Below are 16,718 nucleotides of genomic sequence, written 5' to 3' on the forward strand. Positions count from 1 at the left end.
ACCCTGGAACAAAAATATCAAACACTGCAGAACATTCTGAAAGATATGGGCAGTGTTGCCGTGGCCTATTCCGGAGGCGTGGACAGTACTTTTCTGCTGAAAGCTGCGTTTGATGTTTTAAACAACGATGCCATAGGCATTCTGGCCGTCAGTCCGAGTTTTCCTTCGAGGGAATATCAGCGGGCAGTTGAAACGGCCGAAATGATAGGAGCGAGACTGGAGATTATCCATACAAATGAAATGGACAATCCTGATTACACCAGCAATCCTGTAAACCGCTGCTATTTTTGCAAAAGCGAACTTTTTGAACGCATAGCGGAGATAGCGGCATCGGGGAAGTACCGAAATATGGTGGACGGCTCCAATATGGATGACCTGTCGGATTACAGGCCAGGCCTAAAGGCAATACGCGAAAAGGGAGTGAGAAGTCCTTTACAGGAAGCCGGCCTTACCAAAGCCGAAATCAGGGAGCTTTCACGTTCCCTGGGTTTACCTACCTGGGATAAAGATGCACTGGCCTGTTTGTCGAGCCGTTTCCCTTTTGGCGAAAAAATTGAACTATGGAAACTGAAGATGGTGGATCAGGCTGAAACCTATCTTTCCAGCCTCGGGTTTCATAATATCCGGGCAAGGCATAGCGGAAAATCGGTAAAAATCGAAGTTGATCCTTCGGAAGTTGACCGTTTGCTGAGCCCGGAAATTCGCATTCCGCTGTTGCAGTTCTTCAAAGAAATAGGGTATACCACCATATCGGTTGACCTTGAAGGCTATCAGCCCGGAAAACTGAGCAAATCGCATAAAAAAGAATACCATGAAACTAACTGATAAGAAATGCCTGCCCTGCGAGGGAGGTATGCCGCCTCTTGCCTCTTCCGAAATTTCCCGTCTGAAGGCTGAAATCTCTCCCGGTTGGGAAGTTGTTAACCAGCATCATCTGGTTAAAACGTTTTATTTTGTGAACTTTCGCCACACCTTTGATTTTGTGACAAAGCTTGCTGAACTGGCAGAAACCGAAGGGCATCATCCGGTAATCCATATTTACTATGATAAGGCCGTGGTGGAAATCTGGACCCATGCCATTGATGGCCTTTCAGAAAATGATTTTATTCTTGCTGCCAAAACGGATCTGCTCCTCAGTAAATAAATGTTTAAACTATTGGTTACCTGTTAGTTGTGAGCAAAATACCGATTTGTTTCAGCTTGTCCCGGCGGGATTATCAACACAATGAACAGTTAATTGTTAAAAATCATTTGATTTTTTCAAAAAAAAAACTGAATTTTGCGCCTGCATTTGAAAAAGGGTATAATCATGTCACAAGTTTGCCAGATTACAGGAAAGAAGAAGATGGTAGGGAACAATGTTTCTCACTCCAGGCGCAGGACCAAAAGAGTATTTAAACCCAATCTTCTCACCAAGCGTTTCTTTCTCGAAGATGAGAACCGCTGGATAACGCTGAAGGTTTCTGCTGCCGGCATGCGTGTAATTGCCAAGAAGGGTCTGCGTGCTGCGCTTGAGGATGCACGTGCCAAAGGTTTTATTGACACAATTTAAACGAATTACGATATGGCGAAGAAAGGAAACAGGGTTCAGGTCATTCTCGAATGCACCGAACATAAAGATAGCGGATTACCCGGCATTTCGAGGTATATTACTACCAAGAACAGGAAGAACACCCCTGACCGCCTCGAACTGAAGAAGTACAATCCGATTCTGAAAAAGTATACTATTCACAGGGAAATCAAATAACTGATACACTATGGCAAAGAAAGTTGTTGCTACGCTGAAGACCGGTTCCGGTAAGGAATATACCCGGGTTATCAAAATGGTAAAATCGCCCGACGGACAGTATTCCTTCAGGGAAGAAATTGTCCATAAGGAACACGTAAAAGATTTTTTTGCATCCAAATAACTGATATTCACATTGCAGAAAAGGCTTTCTTTGGCAAAAGAAAGCTTTTTTTGTCTTATATCACCGGGTATGATTTTTTTCAGCAGAGAGAGGAAAGAGTCGCTCGTAAGGGGGCTCGACAAAACCAGGGAATCCCTTTTTCAGCGGATTGCCAGGGCAATTACCGGTAAATCGCATATTGACGACGAAGTACTGGCCAACCTTGAAGAAGTGCTCATCGCCTCGGATGTGGGAGTAGATACCACCATCCGCATCATCCGAAGGCTGGAAGAGAGGGTGGCCCGTGAGAAGATTTCCGGCATTGATGAACTGAACCGCATTCTCATGGAAGAAACAGTAGCCCTGCTTGCCGAGAATCCGGCGGGCAGTGCAACGGATTTTGCTTCTCCGCTTCCTTCCGTTCCCTATGTGATTATGGTGGTGGGTGTGAACGGGGTAGGGAAGACCACAACCATCGGGAAACTGGCCTGGCATTATACCCGGGCAGGGAAAAAAGTATTACTTGGTGCAGCCGATACCTTCAGGGCGGCAGCCATCGACCAGCTTGCCATCTGGGCCGAGCGGTCGGGAGCGGAACTCATCCGTCAGCAAATGGGCGCTGACCCCGCTTCTGTGGCCTTCGACGCATTGAATGCGGCAAAAGCCCGGGGAGCCGATGTGGTCATTGTCGATACGGCAGGGCGTTTGCACAACAAAATTAACCTCATGAACGAACTTTCGAAGGTCAGGAAGGTCATGCAGAAAGTTATCCCTGACGCTCCGCACGAGGTGCTTCTGGTTCTTGACGGTTCAACAGGCCAGAACGCCTTCGAACAGGCAAAAGAGTTTACCAGAGCTACCGAAGTGACGGGAATCTGCATTACCAAACTCGACGGAACTGCCAGGGGAGGTGTGGTAATCGGCATTTCTGACCAGTTTAAAATACCGGTTAAATTTATCGGGGTAGGTGAAAAAATTGAAGACCTGCAGGTTTTCGACCGAGTAGAATTTGTGCAGTCGCTCTTTGAACCAAAAAAATAATGAAAACCAATCCGCTGCGGTCTTCCGGCATAAACATCGTTACCCTCGGATGTGCGAAAAACATAGTTGATTCCGAGCATCTTGCAGCCCGCCTGCGCGCAAATCAAATCCATGTTCAATACGATGCCGACCTGGATGCCCTGCCCAATCTGATTATCAATACCTGCGGATTCATCAATGATGCCAAACAGGAAAGCATAGATGTCATATTACGTGCCATCCGTGCCAAAGAGCAGGGAAAAATCCGCCGGCTTGTTGTAATGGGATGTTTGTCGGAACGGTACCGGAAAGAACTGGAGCAGGAAATCCCTGAAGTAGATGAATACTTTGGCGTCAATAATGTAACTGATATTATCCGCTACTTTGGTCTGGATCTTCAGAGGGAGCTGACAGGAGGGGAGAGATATCTCCACAATCCAGCTCATTATGCCTGGCTGAAAATTTCGGAGGGATGCGACAGGCGATGTGCTTTCTGTGCCATTCCGGCGATTCGTGGCAAGCATACATCGGTACCGATAGAAAACCTGCTGAAGGAAGCCCGCTTTATGGCATCGGAAGGAATGAAGGAACTGATCCTGATCGCCCAGGACCTGAGTTCGTACGGAGTGGATTTATACGGACGAAAAGAATTACCGGCACTTCTGGAAAAACTGACGGAAATTGACGGAATTCAATGGATAAGACTGCACTACCTGTATCCGGCAGGATTTCCGAAGCGGATTGTTCCGATAATCAGGAATCATGAAAAAATCTGCCGTTATCTTGACCTTCCCGTTCAGCATATCAGCGACACAGTGCTGCGGAGGATGCGGAGGGGAACCAGCGGAAAAGCCATCCGTAACCTGATCGGTTATCTCCGGCATGAAATACCGGATCTTACCCTGCGCACCACTCTGATTGTAGGTCATCCCGGGGAAGGAGAAAAGGAATTTTCCGAGCTGGAAGCTTTTGTGCGGGAAGTAAGGTTTGAAAGGCTGGGCGTATTTTCCTATTCACACGAAGAAGGAACCTATGGCGGTATCCATTATGCAGATGAAGTTCCCGGGGAGGTAAAACAGGAACGTCTGCAGAGGATTATGGAAATTCAGAGGGATATCAGCACGGAGAAAAATCAGGCCATGATCGGCAAAAAAATTACTGTTCTGATTGACAGAAAGGAAGAAAACGGATACATTGGCCGGACAGCAGGAGATTCACCAGAGATTGACAATGAAGTATTTGTTGTTTCGGAGCAAAAGCTGATGCCCGGAAGTTTTGTTCCGGTTCTCATTACCGGTGCCGATGCCTATGACCTGGAAGCAGTTTTGGTGGATGGGTCAAATCCTTTGCAAGGCCGGAGGCGTTGAAGAAACCTACGCTATTAAACGCCTTCGCTTTCCTGTTTTCCGGCTCCCTCCCTGATTTCTGAGGTTTCGCCCACATGGACGGTAATATCAAGCTCGTCCTTGTCCTTGGTATAGCTGACAAAAATCGTATCTCCCTCCCTGATGACGGCTTTGATAATAACCTCGGCCATCGGGTCTTCGAGGTATTTCTGGATAGCGCGTTTCAGAGGGCGGGCGCCGAACTGGATGTCGTATCCTTTCTCAATCAGAAAGTCCTTGGCTTCGTCGGCAACTTTAACCTTGTACCCCAGCTGATTGATACGCTCATAGAGGCCGGCCAGCTCAATATCGATGATTTTGTAAATATCCTCTTTGGTAAGCGTATTGAAAAGCACCACATCATCCACCCTGTTAAGGAATTCAGGGGCAAAGGTTTTCCGCAGAGCACTCTGGATGACGCCTTTGGCATATTCGTTCATTTTGGCCGCATTGTTGGAAGTGCTGAATCCTATGCCCTGTCCGAAATCTTTCAGCTGGCGCGTACCGATGTTGGACGTCATGATAATAATGGTATTCTTGAAGTCCACGCGCCTGCCCAGGCTGTCGGTAAGCTGTCCGTCGTCGAGCACCTGCAGGAGGATATGAAATACGTCGGGATGGGCTTTTTCAATTTCATCCAGAAGGACTACCGAATAAGGTTTACGGCGCACTTTTTCAGTAAGCTGTCCGCCTTCTTCGTACCCTACATATCCCGGAGGAGCTCCTACCAGGCGGCTGACGGAGAACTTCTCCATGTACTCGCTCATGTCGATCCGGATCAGGTTATCCACCGAATCGAACAGGTATTTGGCAAGGACCTTGGCAAGCTGTGTTTTCCCTACGCCGGTAGGGCCAAGGAAGATGAAACTTCCGATGGGCTTATTGGGGTCTTTCAGTCCGGCCCGGTTTCTCTGAATAGCCTTGACAACCTTGGCAATGGCTTCATCCTGCCCAACCACTTTTCCCCTGAGTTCTTCCGCCATATGCAGGAGCCGGGTACCTTCCGTCTGGGCAATGCGCTGAACCGGCACACCGGTCATCATTGCCACCACTTCGGCCACTTTATCGGCATCAACGATTTCTTTGTTTTTGCTCAGTTCTTTTTCCCATTTCTGTTTTTCTGTCTCGAGTTCCTCGAGCAGTTGTTTTTCCTTATCCCGGAAACTGGCAGCCTTTTCAAAGTTCTGGTTTTTTACTGCCTTGATTTTTTCCTTTTTGGTTTCTTCAATGATTTTCTCGAGGTGAAGAATTTTCTCGGGTACCCTGATATTGGAAATATGTACGCGTGAACCGGCTTCATCCAGGGCATCGATAGCCTTATCGGGCAGGTGGCGGTCGCTGATATAGCGCATGGTAAGCTTCACACAGGCTTCGATGGCTTCGGGCGTATAAATGACATTATGATGTTCTTCGTAACGCTCCTTGATATTGTTAAGGATCTCGATGGTTTCCTCGTACGAAGTAGGTTCCACCAGAACCTTCTGGAATCTTCGTTCGAGGGCTCCGTCCTTTTCGATATACTGCCGGTATTCATCCAGGGTGGTAGCTCCGATGCACTGGATTTCACCGCGTGCAAGGGCCGGTTTGAGCATGTTGGCGGCATCGAGCGAACCGGAAGCGCCGCCCGCACCAACAATGGTATGGATTTCGTCAATAAACAGAATGACATTGGGTGTTTTCTGAAGCTCATTCAGGATGGCTTTCATACGTTCCTCAAACTGTCCCCTGTACTTGGTGCCGGCAACGATAGAAGCCAGGTCGAGGGTTACCACTCTTTTCCCGAAGAGTACACGCGAGACTTTCCGTTTGACAATGCGCAGGGCAAGTCCTTCAACGATAGCCGATTTTCCCACTCCCGGTTCACCGATGAGTACCGGGTTGTTTTTCTTTCTGCGGCTCAGTATCTGTGCCAGCCGTTCAATTTCCCTTTCACGGCCAACAATGGGGTCAAGTTTGTTTTCTTCTGCGGCTTTGGTCAGATCCACCCCGAAATTATCGAGAACCGGAGTTTCGGAGGAAGATTTTGATGAACTTCCCGGCCCCGGACGTGAGGTACCAAACGGAGTCCGTTCGTCGTCGTCATCATTGGAAAAATCGGAACTGGCTTCAATTTGCAGATGCTGCAGCTCTTCACGGGCATTGTCGTAGAAGATATCCATTTCGTTCATGATGCGGGTGGCCAGGCCATCTTCATCTTTGAGAATGGCCAGTAAAAGGTGCCCCGTGTCAATTGTCTTGTTGTTCAATGCCTTGGCTTCGAGGTATATCAGCTTAAGAATGCGCTCTGAGGATTTCAGCAGGGGAAGATTTTCTGCTTCACCGGTTTGCAAGGGGCGTTCCGACTGAATTTTCTTTTCAATGGCCTTTCTGAGCTCGAACAAATCGGCTCCCAGGTTGATCAGAACCTCAATAGCCATCCCTTCTCCGTCGCGCAGAATGCCCAGCACCAGGTGCTCAGGGCCTATATAATTGTTTCCCAGGCGGATGGCTTCTTCCCTGCTGTAGTTCAGTACATCTTTAATACGTTGTGAAAATTTAGAATCCATATTTACTCCTTCGTGTCATCAAATATATGCAAAGATAGCTAAAAATGAGGACGATTTTTAAACATATCGTGTTAATAATAAACAATTAATCGCTGAAAAAGCTCACGGAATTTCATTATCTTCGTGCCGCCAAACAGGAATTTGTGATTCTTCATGATGGTTGGCAAAAGACCGGAAAAAAAACCGGCAAAGGATAAAACGGATTACACCGGATGAGTGATCAATAAGTCTGGTATGGGCTGTTTCCTGTTCAGTTACAGGGGAGGGCTCACCGGGAAAACAAAAATATGGATAGGAAGCAATGAGTGAAGGCGAAAAAATTATCAGAGTTAACATTGAAGAGGAAATGAAGACCGCCTACATCGATTATTCGATGTCGGTTATCGTATCGCGTGCTCTTCCTGACGTTCGTGACGGGCTGAAACCGGTTCACCGAAGGGTTCTGTATGGAATGTCTGAACTGGGGCTGTTTTCCAACCGGCCCTATAAGAAATCGGCACGTATAGTAGGGGAGGTGCTCGGTAAATACCATCCCCACGGTGATTCATCGGTATATGATGCCATGGTGCGCATGGCCCAGCCATGGTCGCTTCGTTATCCCCTGGTTGACGGGCAGGGCAACTTTGGCAGTGTGGATGGCGACAGTCCGGCAGCCATGAGATATACAGAGGCCCGGTTGCAGAAAATTGCCGAAGAAACCCTTGCTGACATTGATAAAAATACGGTCGATTTTCAGCTCAACTTTGATGATTCACTGGAGGAGCCAACAGTTCTTCCTACCCGGTTACCGGTTCTTCTGGTGAACGGGGCTTCAGGGATTGCTGTAGGGATGGCTACCAATATGCCTCCCCATAATCTGCGCGAAGTGGTGGATGCTATTGTGGCATATATCGACAACAATGATATTACCACCGACGAGCTGATGCAGCATATTAAAGGGCCTGATTTTCCGACCGGCGGCATTATTATCGGCCGCAGGGGAATCAGGGAAGCTTACGAAACCGGTCGTGGGAAAATAACCATACGGGCCCGCACCGAAATCGAAACGACCCATAGCGGAAGGGCCAGGATTGTGGTAACCGAAATACCCTATCTGGTGAACAAGGCAGAACTGATTCAGAAAACGGCTGCCCTTATCAATGAAAAGAAAATTGAAGGAATATCGTATATAAACGATGAGTCTGACCGGAACGGGCTTCGTATTGTTATCATCCTGAAAAAGGAAGCGGTGGCCAATGTTGTTCTGAATAACCTGTTGAAGTACACACAGTTGCAGACAGCTTTCAATGTCAACAACATTGCTCTGGTCAACGGTCGCCCGCGGTTGCTGAACCTTAAACAGCTGATCGGATATTTTGTCAAGCACCGGCATGATGTGGTTGTCAGGCGTTCGCAATTCGAACTCGATCAGGCCGAAAAGAAGAAACATATACTCGAAGGATTGCTGATTGCCCTCGACCACCTCGATGAAGTAATCCAGCTGATTCGCTCATCGGCCACGCCTGACATTGCGCGCGACGGACTGATGACCCAGTTCGGTCTCAGTGAAGCCCAGGCAAAAGCCATTCTTGAACTTCGCCTCCAGCGCCTGACTGGTCTGGAACGCGATAAAATCCGTGAAGAACACAATGAGCTTGTAAAACTGATTACCTACTTGCAGAGAGTGTTAAGTGAAGAGCCTTTGCGGATGCAGATTATCAAGGATGAGTTGCTTGAACTGAAGGAAAAATATGGGGATGACCGGAGGACTGAGATAACGCACGATGCCGATGAATTCAATCCCGAAGATTTCATCGCCAACGAACCTGTGGTGATTACCCTGACGCACATGGGATACATCAAACGTACATCCCTGACCGAATTCCGTACGCAGAGCAGGGGAGGGAAGGGCAGTAAAGGAAGCGATACGAGGGAGGAAGATTTCGTGGAATACCTCTTCAGTGCCACAACACACAATACCATGCTCTTTTTTACCGAAAAGGGCCGTTGTTTCTGGCTGAAAGTGTATGATATTCCCGAAGGGTCCAGATCGTCCAAAGGGAGGGCCATTCAGAATCTGATCCTTATTGAACCCGACGATAAAATTAAGGCGTGTATTAATGTGAAAACGCTGGAAGATGAATCCTATGTAAAAAGCCATTATATTGTTCTGGCAACGCGAATGGGAACCATAAAAAAGACCACCCTTGAAGCTTATTCACATCCCCGCCAGACAGGTATCAATGCAATCAATATCAGGGAAGGGGATGTGCTGATCGATGCCCAGTTGACCAGCGGAAACCATGATATTCTCCTGGCGGTCCGTTCCGGCCTTGCCATTCGTTTTAACGAACAGAAAGTCAGGCCTGTAGGACGCAATGCCTCCGGAGTAAGGGGCATTAAAATTGGTCCGGATGATGAAGTAGTGGGAATGGTGTGTACAAAACAATCGGATGTTGATATTCTGGTGGTTTCAGAAAAAGGCTACGGCAAACGCTCAGCGCTCGAAGATTACCGCATTACAAACCGGGGCGGCAAAGGGGTCAAGACGATGAAAATCACTTTAAAAACTGGACCTCTGGTTGCCATTAAGAAAGTTACCGATGAAAAAGATTTAATGATTATTAACAAATCCGGTTTAACCATTCGCCTTGCCGTTGCCGATCTTCGTGTCATGGGCAGGGCAACCCAGGGCGTGCGGCTGATCAACCTTAAAGAAGGGGAAAGCGTGGCGGCCGTGGCAGTTGTTCCCAAGAGTGAAGAAGAATTGCCGCAACCCGACCTGCCGGAGGACGGAAGCCCGGTATTGAACTGATTTTTTGATACTTTTTTGATTTTGGTTACAGGATTTGTATTTTTGGCGAGATTTTTGAACAGAAATTTATAAACAAAACCAACATTACAATTTGAATACAATATGAAACGATTTGTCCTTCTGACGATTGCGGTTATTACCGGCCTGACACTCAGGGCACAAATGACTGCTCCTACGGTAAATTACGGCGCCTATGAGAAGAAAGTTCAGAAAAGCGACGCCGACATCCAGGATCCTAAAAAATCTGAAAATCCAAAAACATGGATTAGCAGGGGATCTCTCTTTCAGGAGATTTACGAGCTGAACAACATCAAATTCCTTCAGAAAGGCGCTGATGAAAAGCAGATACAGCTCATCTTCTTTAATCCGCAGAAAAAAGAAACCCTGCAGTTTCCCAACGGGATTGTTCAGGAAAAACTGATTTATGACGGAATAACCCTGATTTTCGAAAACGGTAAGCTGGTCGACTGGGATGAAACCAAAACCGTGACCGATAAACCTCTTGACAAGGCATTTGATGCCTATGCAAAAGCCCAGGAACTTGACAAGGAGAATAAATTTACCAAAGCATTGAAAAAGAACCTCGAAGAGTTGAAGAACCAGTATCTGCGCGACGGTTCTTATATGTACGACAAGGGCGTGAGGGCTGAAGAAGCCGGTGAATCTGAAAAGGCAAAGGAATATTTCCAGAATTCCTATCACGATTTTGCCATGATGCTGAAGATCAATGAAACTCCGGCCATGGGCAATGTAAAGGATACATCCATCATGTATTACACAGGAGTTGCTGCCAGGAAAGCAGGCAGACCCGATAACGCCATTGTCTATTTTGAACAGGCCAGGGCACTGAACTACAATGAGCCTCTTTTGTACGAGCTTCTGGCTAATTCCTATGCCGAAACGGGTCAGGACGACAAAGCCATTGAAGTACTCAAGGAAGGATTTCAGCGTTTCCGTGATAACAATCGTATAGTTATCGCCCTTATTAACAACTATCTGAAGAAAGGCGATTCCCAGGCCGCCCTTGATTACCTGGCTATAGCCAAGCAACAGGATCCCAATAACAAAACCTTCTATTTTGCCGAAGGAACGCTGTATGATAAGCTGGGAAAAGTTGAGGAAGCAAAGGCTGCCTATCAGAAGGCGCTGGAAATCGACCCCAATTACTACGATGCTATTTTTAATTTCGGTGTGTTATATTATACCCAGGCTAAGAAACTGATCGATGAAGCAGCTTTTGAGAAAGATCCTACTGAATCAGCCAGGAAGGAGGAAGTGGCTTTGAAAGAACTGGCAAAATGTGTTCCATATCTGGAAAAAGCCCTCGAAATTCAGCCAAACGACCGTAATATCCTGGAAACCTTGCAACCAATTTATTACAAGTTGAAGATGATGGATAAATATGAAAAGGTAAAGGAACAGCTCAAGAATATGTAATAAAGTATCAAAAAAGGAAAGGCGGTTTGAATTTCAGACCGCCTTTTTTGTTTGAGGCCGGTGAGAAGGTGTTTGCGGGTAAAGATGTTGCAGGGAGAGGAACAGATGAAATTTACATAAAAATAGTATTGTTATTTAACATAATATTAATTATAGGACAAAATAGGTCAATAAATTTCAGCTTCTGGCCAACCTTCTTTTCCATAAAATCTTTGCAGTTTAACCGGCCTGATGTCTGTTCAGACAATCTTCTGGATGATGGTTCCGGATTTTTTTTCTTTCAGAATAAGTTTCCGGGAGCCGTCGGGCATAGTTTCCTTTTTAATCAGCCAGTACGACGCATCATATTCTTCGAGGGAAAGTATGGGTTCAGCCTTTTCTTTGCCGCGCCATGAATGCAGGGTAACCGGTTCCCATTTTTTGCTGCGGGCAGAACGGTAACAGGCATCCATGATTTCATTGACCACGTAACCGTCGTAGAACGTTTCGCGGCAGGAATAATTTCCTTCCCAGGCGGTAAACATATCATTGAACATATCGGTATAACCCAGCTCGACCACTTCGTCACCCACCGGGAATATCCAGCCTTTTTCGGTTTCGGCCTTTTCGGCCACATAGCCTTTTTTCCCGGCGGCAGTAAAGATTTCGAAGCCCGTACGCAGGAAGTTGTTCACCCAGATGGTTCCTTCGGTGCCCATCACCTCATCGCGGAGGTCCATACCACCGCGGAACGACCAGCTGACCTCGAATTGTCCTACAGCTCCGTTTTCATAGCGAATATATCCCAGGGCATTATCTTCGGCCTCAATGGGTTTTACCAGTGTATCGGCCCAGCAAAGTACTTCCACCGGGCGTATATCCTTGCCAATATAGTTTCTGGCAATTTCTATGCAATGGCAGCCCATATCAAGGAGCACGCCGCCGCCCGATATTTCCTTTGTCCAGAACCAGTCGCTGTGGGGTCCGGGATGGGTTTCGCGCGAACGGGCCCAGATGACCTTACCTACGGCGCCATTTTTAACCGCATCAAGAGCCTTCAGTGTTTTTGGCGTATAAACAAGGTCTTCGAGGTAACCATGAAAAACGCCGGCCTTTTCAACTGCTTCCAGCATGGCCAGGGCTTCGTTTGCATTACGGCCCAGCGGTTTGGTGCACAGAACCCCTTTCCCTGCGCGCACCGCCTGCAGCACCGCTTCCTTGTGCAGATGATTCGGCAAGGCAACCACCACTAAGTCAACGGAGGAATCCCCTACGGCTTTTTCCATGCTGGTGGTCCATCTGGGTATCCCATGTTTACGCGCGAAGGCCTTTCCCCGTTCTTCATCTCTCGACCATACGGTTACAACCCGGTCGCGGTTCCGCTTTCCGTGAAGCGAATACGTATAAAAATCACCGATAAATCCGGTGCCTAACATTGCAACGTTTGCCATAGGACTTTTTTTTAGCAAGATAAAGAATCATACCAAAATAACAGGTATAGATAAGCAGATTTTTTCCTAAACTTGTACAGGCAAAATATCCAGTTCCAGAAATTTTTTCAATCTAAAGTACCATGAAAAAATTAATCTATTACATTATATTGAATATTGTAATAAACACATATTCAGTATTTTGTCAGTTTCCTGAATTTAAGTTTTATACCCTTGGAACAACGGATGAACTGTCGGCGCAGACTTCGCTGGCCGATGCAGATAAAGACGGAGACCTGGATTGGATTGTTGGTACGGCCGATACCGTCTGGTGGTTTGAGTACCAGGGACCCGACCACTGGATAAAGCACGTAATTGGCCTTGCACCTGCTACCGAAACAGGCGGCCTTGCCCTGGATGTTGACGGGGATGGTCTTGTGGACCAGATTTCGGGCGGAACCTGGTATAAAAATCCCGGAGATCCCAATAAAACGTGGGTCAAATATTCCAGCAAAGCTATACCCGCCCACGAATGCATCAGCGCTGATATCAACAACGACGGCAAACCCGATGTAGTGATGATGAACGATACCAAAGGGATTTACTGGTATGATTTTTCATCGGCTCCCACTAAATCGTGGAAGGGAACCAGGATTGGTGACGGGGTGCGGAGTGGTATTGGCCCGCTTGGGTGCGGAGATTTTGATGAAGACGGAGATCTGGATATTGCACGCACCAACATGTGGTTCGAAAACCAGGATCATGGTTCCCGCTGGGTTCCCCACCTCAGTCTGAAAATGGTGGTTAAGGACCTCACCTTTCCGAATTCCTCAAAAGCATGGGTAATTGATATGGATAAAGACGGGGATCCCGACATAGTGCAGGCTGAGTCGTATGTACCTGATGGCAAAGTAATCTGGAGCGCCAAAATGGACAAACGGGGCAACACATGGTATGTCAACAATGTAGACCTATCGACCCAACAGGAAATACAGTCGCTTGCAGTTGCCGATTTCGACAATGACGGCGATCCCGATATATTCGTCGGAGGAAGCTCACGTACTAAAGATTTCCACAAACGATCGTTCATCTATGAGAATCTTGACGGATTTGGGAAACAATGGAAAAAGCACGAAATCCTGGTCGATCAGGAATCCTTTGATGCACGTGCAGGCGACGTTGACGGCGATGGCGACATCGATATTGTCGGAAAACCCTGGCACGGCACTACCAATTATTATCTGAGAAACATGCTGATGGAATCAAAGCAGGACAAATGAAAACAACAAATCTTCCGGAAGAAATCCGCAACTGGGGATACAGAATTGTTGACCGGATAGCAGATTACTATGAACACATAGAAGAATACCCTGTGAGGTCACAGGTTGAACCGGGCGATCTTCTGAACCGGCTGCCGGTGGAGGCTCCCTTACAGGGAGAATCCCTGGAGCAGATTCTGGAGGACTTTGACAGAATGATTCTGCCGGGTATTACACATTGGCAAAGCCCGAAGTTTTTTGCCTATTTCCCGGCTAATTCGAGCCTACCGTCCTTTCTGGGAGAAATGCTGACCGCCGCTCTCGGTGCCCAGTGCATGAAATGGGAAACCTCGCCTGCCGCGGCTGAACTGGAACAGCGCATGATGGAATGGCTCCGGGATCTTGCAGGGATTCCCTCCTCCTTTGAAGGTGTCATCCAGGACAGCGCCTCTTCGTCTACATTATGTGCCATTCTCACCGCACGGGAAAAATATTCCGACTGGAAGATCAATGCATCGGGGTTTTCGGGCAAGACGGTTTTCAGGGTGTATTGTTCCGGGGAAGCCCATTCTTCGGTTGAGAAAGCCGTTAAGATAGCCGGAATCGGCAGGGAAAACCTGGTCAGGTTGCCGGTGGATGAAGCCTACCGGCTGGATCCGGCTGCCCTGCAGGAAGCCATTGCAAAAGACAGGGCCATGGGATATACACCCCTTTGTGTAGTAGCCGCCCTGGGAACAACCGGTTCAACTGCCATTGATCCCCTTCCTGAAATTGCTGAAATCTGCCATTCTGAGAACGTCTGGCTTCATGTGGATGCAGCCATGGCCGGTTCTGCCCTGATCCTTCCTGAATACCGCTGGATGATACAGGGCATTGAAAAAGCCGACAGCATCGTATTCAATCCGCACAAATGGCTTTTTACCAATTTCGATTGTTCCGCCTATTTTATAAAGGACAGGTCAGCCCTGGTGAATACTTTTGCCATTCTGCCGGAATACCTCCGTACACGGGTTCAGGGGAAGGTAAATGATTACAGCGACTGGGGCATACCCCTGGGACGAAGATTCCGGGCTTTAAAACTCTGGTTTGTTTTGCGGTATTATGGTCTGGAAGGCCTTCAGCAGCGTCTGCGGGAACATATATCCATGGCGGCATGGTTTGAAAATAAACTGAGGAATGATGCCCGGTTTGAAATAATGGCCCCGCGCACCATCAATCTGGTATGCTTCAGGGTTCTTCCGAAAAAAGCCCTCCAGGATGAAGAAATGAACAGTCTGAATGAACGTCTGCTCCAGCAAATCAACAAAACAGGGAAAATCTACCTATCCCATACCAAACTGAAGGGCCGGTATACATTGCGGCTGGTTGTCGGGCAGACCTACACAGAACAACGGCATGTTGAAGAAGCCTGGGAGGTCATTCGAAGCCTTGCAGAGCAATTAACCGAATAGCAGGCCTGTCGGAAAAAAGAAAAAAGGACTTACGGTTATAAAACTGTAAGTCCTTGATTTTTAAGAGCGGGAAACGGGACTCGGACCCGCGACCCTCAGCTTGGGAAGCTGATGCTCTACCAACTGAGCTACTCCCGCATACTGAGCCTCTCAGGGGATTTGAACCCCCGACCTGCGGTTTACGAAACCGCCGCTCTAACCAGCTGAGCTAAAGAGGCACAAATTCCGGCGCACAAAGATATAAAAATTCTTTTTTTATATTTGACAGACCGACGAATTTCTCTTTTCTGAACCCGCATTTAATGAAACTGTTCCGGCAGGATAAAACCCGTTTTCTGGTCACCAATTTGCTCCGAGGGCTGGTATGGCTGGGCGTTATAGTGGTCGCCTTCCTTCTGATAAAAAAGCAGGTTGACAAGCATTATCTGGCATGGATTGATCCTCTGGCAGCGCGCCCTGCTCTGATGTACCTTTTGTTTTACGCTTCGGAACAGATATTTGGCCTGATACCGCCTGAAATCTTTATGATCTGGGGATTGCGCAACGGCGATGTTTGGGAATTTGTTTTGACCGTTTTCTATCTGACGGTGATTTCCTATTTTGCCGGTGTGGTGGCCTATTATATCGGGAAGTACCTGCACGGAACCAGACTCTACCATTTTTTGTTCCATCGGCTCTGGAAAGGGCTGGACGAGAAACTTCACCGATTCGGACCCCTGCTGATCGTTGTAGCCGCACTGACGCCTCTCCCCTATTCAGGCACCTGCATGCTCGTCGGGTCGGTTCATTTTCCTCCCGGAAAATTTTTTCTATATACCCTTTTTCGTATCCTGCGTTTTGCGGCCTATGCGCCTGTTATATGGCAGGCCAATATATTGTAAATGTCCCGGTGGAAGCTGAACTGTTTCACGAGTGGAAAATCAGCAGAGGCACAGTGGAATGATAGAGGATTTTTCTCGTCAGATCGGAGGTAAAAAGCTTGGCAATGAGGCTTCTGCGCTGTGAAGTCATGGCGATGGCATTGATTTTGTTACGCGAAATATAGTCATCGAGTTCTTTCAGCAGATCCTTTTCTTTGAAACGGCAAACCTCCACATCGGGACGGTTGTATTTAGTACGGATCAGGTCAGCCAGGCCTTTCAGACGGATATCGTCCCATTCATCGGATTCTTCGGTTTCAATATGCCCCAGGAAGATCTTCAGGTTGGAAACAGGAGTAAGAAAGCGCATCAGGTGCTCCAGTGTATGAGGATCGCGTTTTTCAAAGGTTGTTACAAACAGAAGATTATTAGGAATTTCCCGTTGTATGGGAAGGAAATTTTCCGGAACAACCAGAAGGGGAATCCGGATATGTTCCATTACCGAAATGGTAACGCTTCCAAAAATGGCAACTTTCTGGGCACTTTTCCCGCGGGTACCCATCACAACGAGATCATACTCATTTTCCTGGGCGTAATCAGTGATTTCATCTTCCGGAATACCCGGGAGGACGAACTTTTTGACCGGAATGTTTACCGGTCCGGCTTCC

At 47.5% G+C, this 16,718-nt stretch carries 15 protein-coding genes and 2 tRNA genes; 12 read left to right on the forward strand and 5 right to left on the reverse strand.

Annotated features, from left to right (window positions below):
* The first annotated feature begins 3 nt into the window (after positions 1 to 3).
* The 7 genes from larE (at position 4) to rimO (ending at position 4,276) form a co-directional block, all read left to right on the forward strand.
* On the forward strand, positions 4 to 825 hold the full coding sequence (larE, locus tag GX419_00695; GenBank protein NLI23210.1) for an ATP-dependent sacrificial sulfur transferase LarE: 822 nt from the start codon (positions 4 to 6) through the stop codon (positions 823 to 825).
* Positions 812 to 1,144: a 4a-hydroxytetrahydrobiopterin dehydratase gene (locus GX419_00700; protein ID NLI23211.1), complete on the forward strand. Its 333-nt coding sequence runs from the start codon at positions 812 to 814 to the stop codon at positions 1,142 to 1,144. Before larE ends, GX419_00700 begins: the two co-directional genes overlap by 14 nt.
* 165 nt (positions 1,145 to 1,309) lie before the next feature.
* Positions 1,310 to 1,552: a 50S ribosomal protein L28 gene (locus GX419_00705; protein ID NLI23212.1), complete on the forward strand. Its 243-nt coding sequence runs from the start codon at positions 1,310 to 1,312 to the stop codon at positions 1,550 to 1,552.
* A 12-nt stretch (positions 1,553 to 1,564) separates the two neighbouring features.
* Positions 1,565 to 1,747, forward strand: coding sequence for a 50S ribosomal protein L33 (gene rpmG, locus GX419_00710; protein NLI23213.1), 183 nt, complete (start codon positions 1,565 to 1,567; stop codon positions 1,745 to 1,747).
* 10 nt (positions 1,748 to 1,757) lie between these two features.
* On the forward strand, positions 1,758 to 1,910 hold the full coding sequence (locus GX419_00715) for a DUF4295 domain-containing protein (protein ID NLI23214.1): 153 nt from the start codon (positions 1,758 to 1,760) through the stop codon (positions 1,908 to 1,910).
* 69 nt (positions 1,911 to 1,979) lie between these two features.
* Entirely contained in the window at positions 1,980 to 2,930 is a 951-nt protein-coding gene (gene ftsY, locus GX419_00720; protein ID NLI23215.1) for a signal recognition particle-docking protein FtsY, read from the forward strand.
* Positions 2,930 to 4,276 carry a 30S ribosomal protein S12 methylthiotransferase RimO gene (gene rimO / locus GX419_00725; GenBank protein ID NLI23216.1) on the forward strand — a complete coding sequence of 449 codons (1,347 nt, stop codon included), beginning with the start codon at positions 2,930 to 2,932 and terminating at the stop codon, positions 4,274 to 4,276. Before ftsY ends, rimO begins: the two co-directional genes overlap by 1 nt.
* A gap of 14 nt (positions 4,277 to 4,290) precedes the next feature.
* On the opposite strand, the gene GX419_00730 is transcribed toward rimO, so the two are convergent.
* Positions 4,291 to 6,840, reverse strand: coding sequence for an ATP-dependent Clp protease ATP-binding subunit (locus GX419_00730; GenBank protein NLI23217.1), 2,550 nt, complete (start codon positions 6,838 to 6,840; stop codon positions 4,291 to 4,293).
* A gap of 301 nt (positions 6,841 to 7,141) precedes the next feature.
* Between GX419_00730 and gyrA the strand changes: the two genes are divergently transcribed.
* Both gyrA and GX419_00740 read left to right on the forward strand, forming a co-directional pair.
* A complete protein-coding gene (gyrA, locus tag GX419_00735) occupies positions 7,142 to 9,634 on the forward strand; it encodes a DNA gyrase subunit A (protein ID NLI23218.1) in 2,493 nt (830 codons plus the stop codon).
* Positions 9,635 to 9,736: 102 nt separating this feature from the next.
* A complete protein-coding gene (locus GX419_00740; GenBank protein NLI23219.1) occupies positions 9,737 to 11,071 on the forward strand; it encodes a tetratricopeptide repeat protein in 1,335 nt (444 codons plus the stop codon).
* 239 nt (positions 11,072 to 11,310) lie between these two features.
* Here GX419_00740 and GX419_00745 read toward each other — a convergent pair whose 3' ends face one another.
* Positions 11,311 to 12,501 (reverse strand): Gfo/Idh/MocA family oxidoreductase, encoded by a 1,191-nt coding sequence (locus GX419_00745; GenBank protein ID NLI23220.1) that lies wholly within the window; start codon positions 12,499 to 12,501, stop codon positions 11,311 to 11,313.
* Between the two features lie 122 nt (positions 12,502 to 12,623).
* Here GX419_00745 and GX419_00750 point away from each other — a divergent pair, with 122 nt between their 5' ends.
* Together GX419_00750 and GX419_00755 are read left to right on the forward strand one after the other, a co-directional pair.
* Positions 12,624 to 13,760 (forward strand): VCBS repeat-containing protein, encoded by a 1,137-nt coding sequence (locus GX419_00750; GenBank protein ID NLI23221.1) that lies wholly within the window; start codon positions 12,624 to 12,626, stop codon positions 13,758 to 13,760.
* Complete coding sequence (locus GX419_00755; GenBank protein NLI23222.1) at positions 13,757 to 15,190, forward strand: aminotransferase class V-fold PLP-dependent enzyme; 1,434 nt, start codon at positions 13,757 to 13,759, stop codon at positions 15,188 to 15,190. Before GX419_00750 ends, GX419_00755 begins: the two co-directional genes overlap by 4 nt.
* A 65-nt stretch (positions 15,191 to 15,255) precedes the next feature.
* Here GX419_00755 and GX419_00760 read toward each other — a convergent pair.
* Positions 15,256 to 15,328, reverse strand: a tRNA-Gly gene (locus GX419_00760).
* A 6-nt stretch (positions 15,329 to 15,334) separates the two neighbouring features.
* Positions 15,335 to 15,408: transfer RNA gene (locus GX419_00765), tRNA-Thr, on the reverse strand.
* A gap of 84 nt (positions 15,409 to 15,492) precedes the next feature.
* Here GX419_00765 and GX419_00770 point away from each other — a divergent pair.
* The gene (locus tag GX419_00770) at positions 15,493 to 16,071 is read left to right on the forward strand and encodes a VTT domain-containing protein (GenBank protein NLI23223.1); all 579 of its coding nucleotides are present in this window, start codon (positions 15,493 to 15,495) and stop codon (positions 16,069 to 16,071) included.
* A gap of 25 nt (positions 16,072 to 16,096) precedes the next feature.
* On the opposite strand, the gene GX419_00775 is transcribed toward GX419_00770, so the two are convergent.
* Positions 16,097 to 16,718 (reverse strand): universal stress protein (locus tag GX419_00775; protein ID NLI23224.1); only part of this gene is annotated, 622 nt, incomplete at its 5' end.

Source organism: Bacteroidales bacterium (assembly GCA_012517825.1).
Taxonomy (GTDB): domain Bacteria; phylum Bacteroidota; class Bacteroidia; order Bacteroidales; family JAAYUG01; genus JAAYUG01.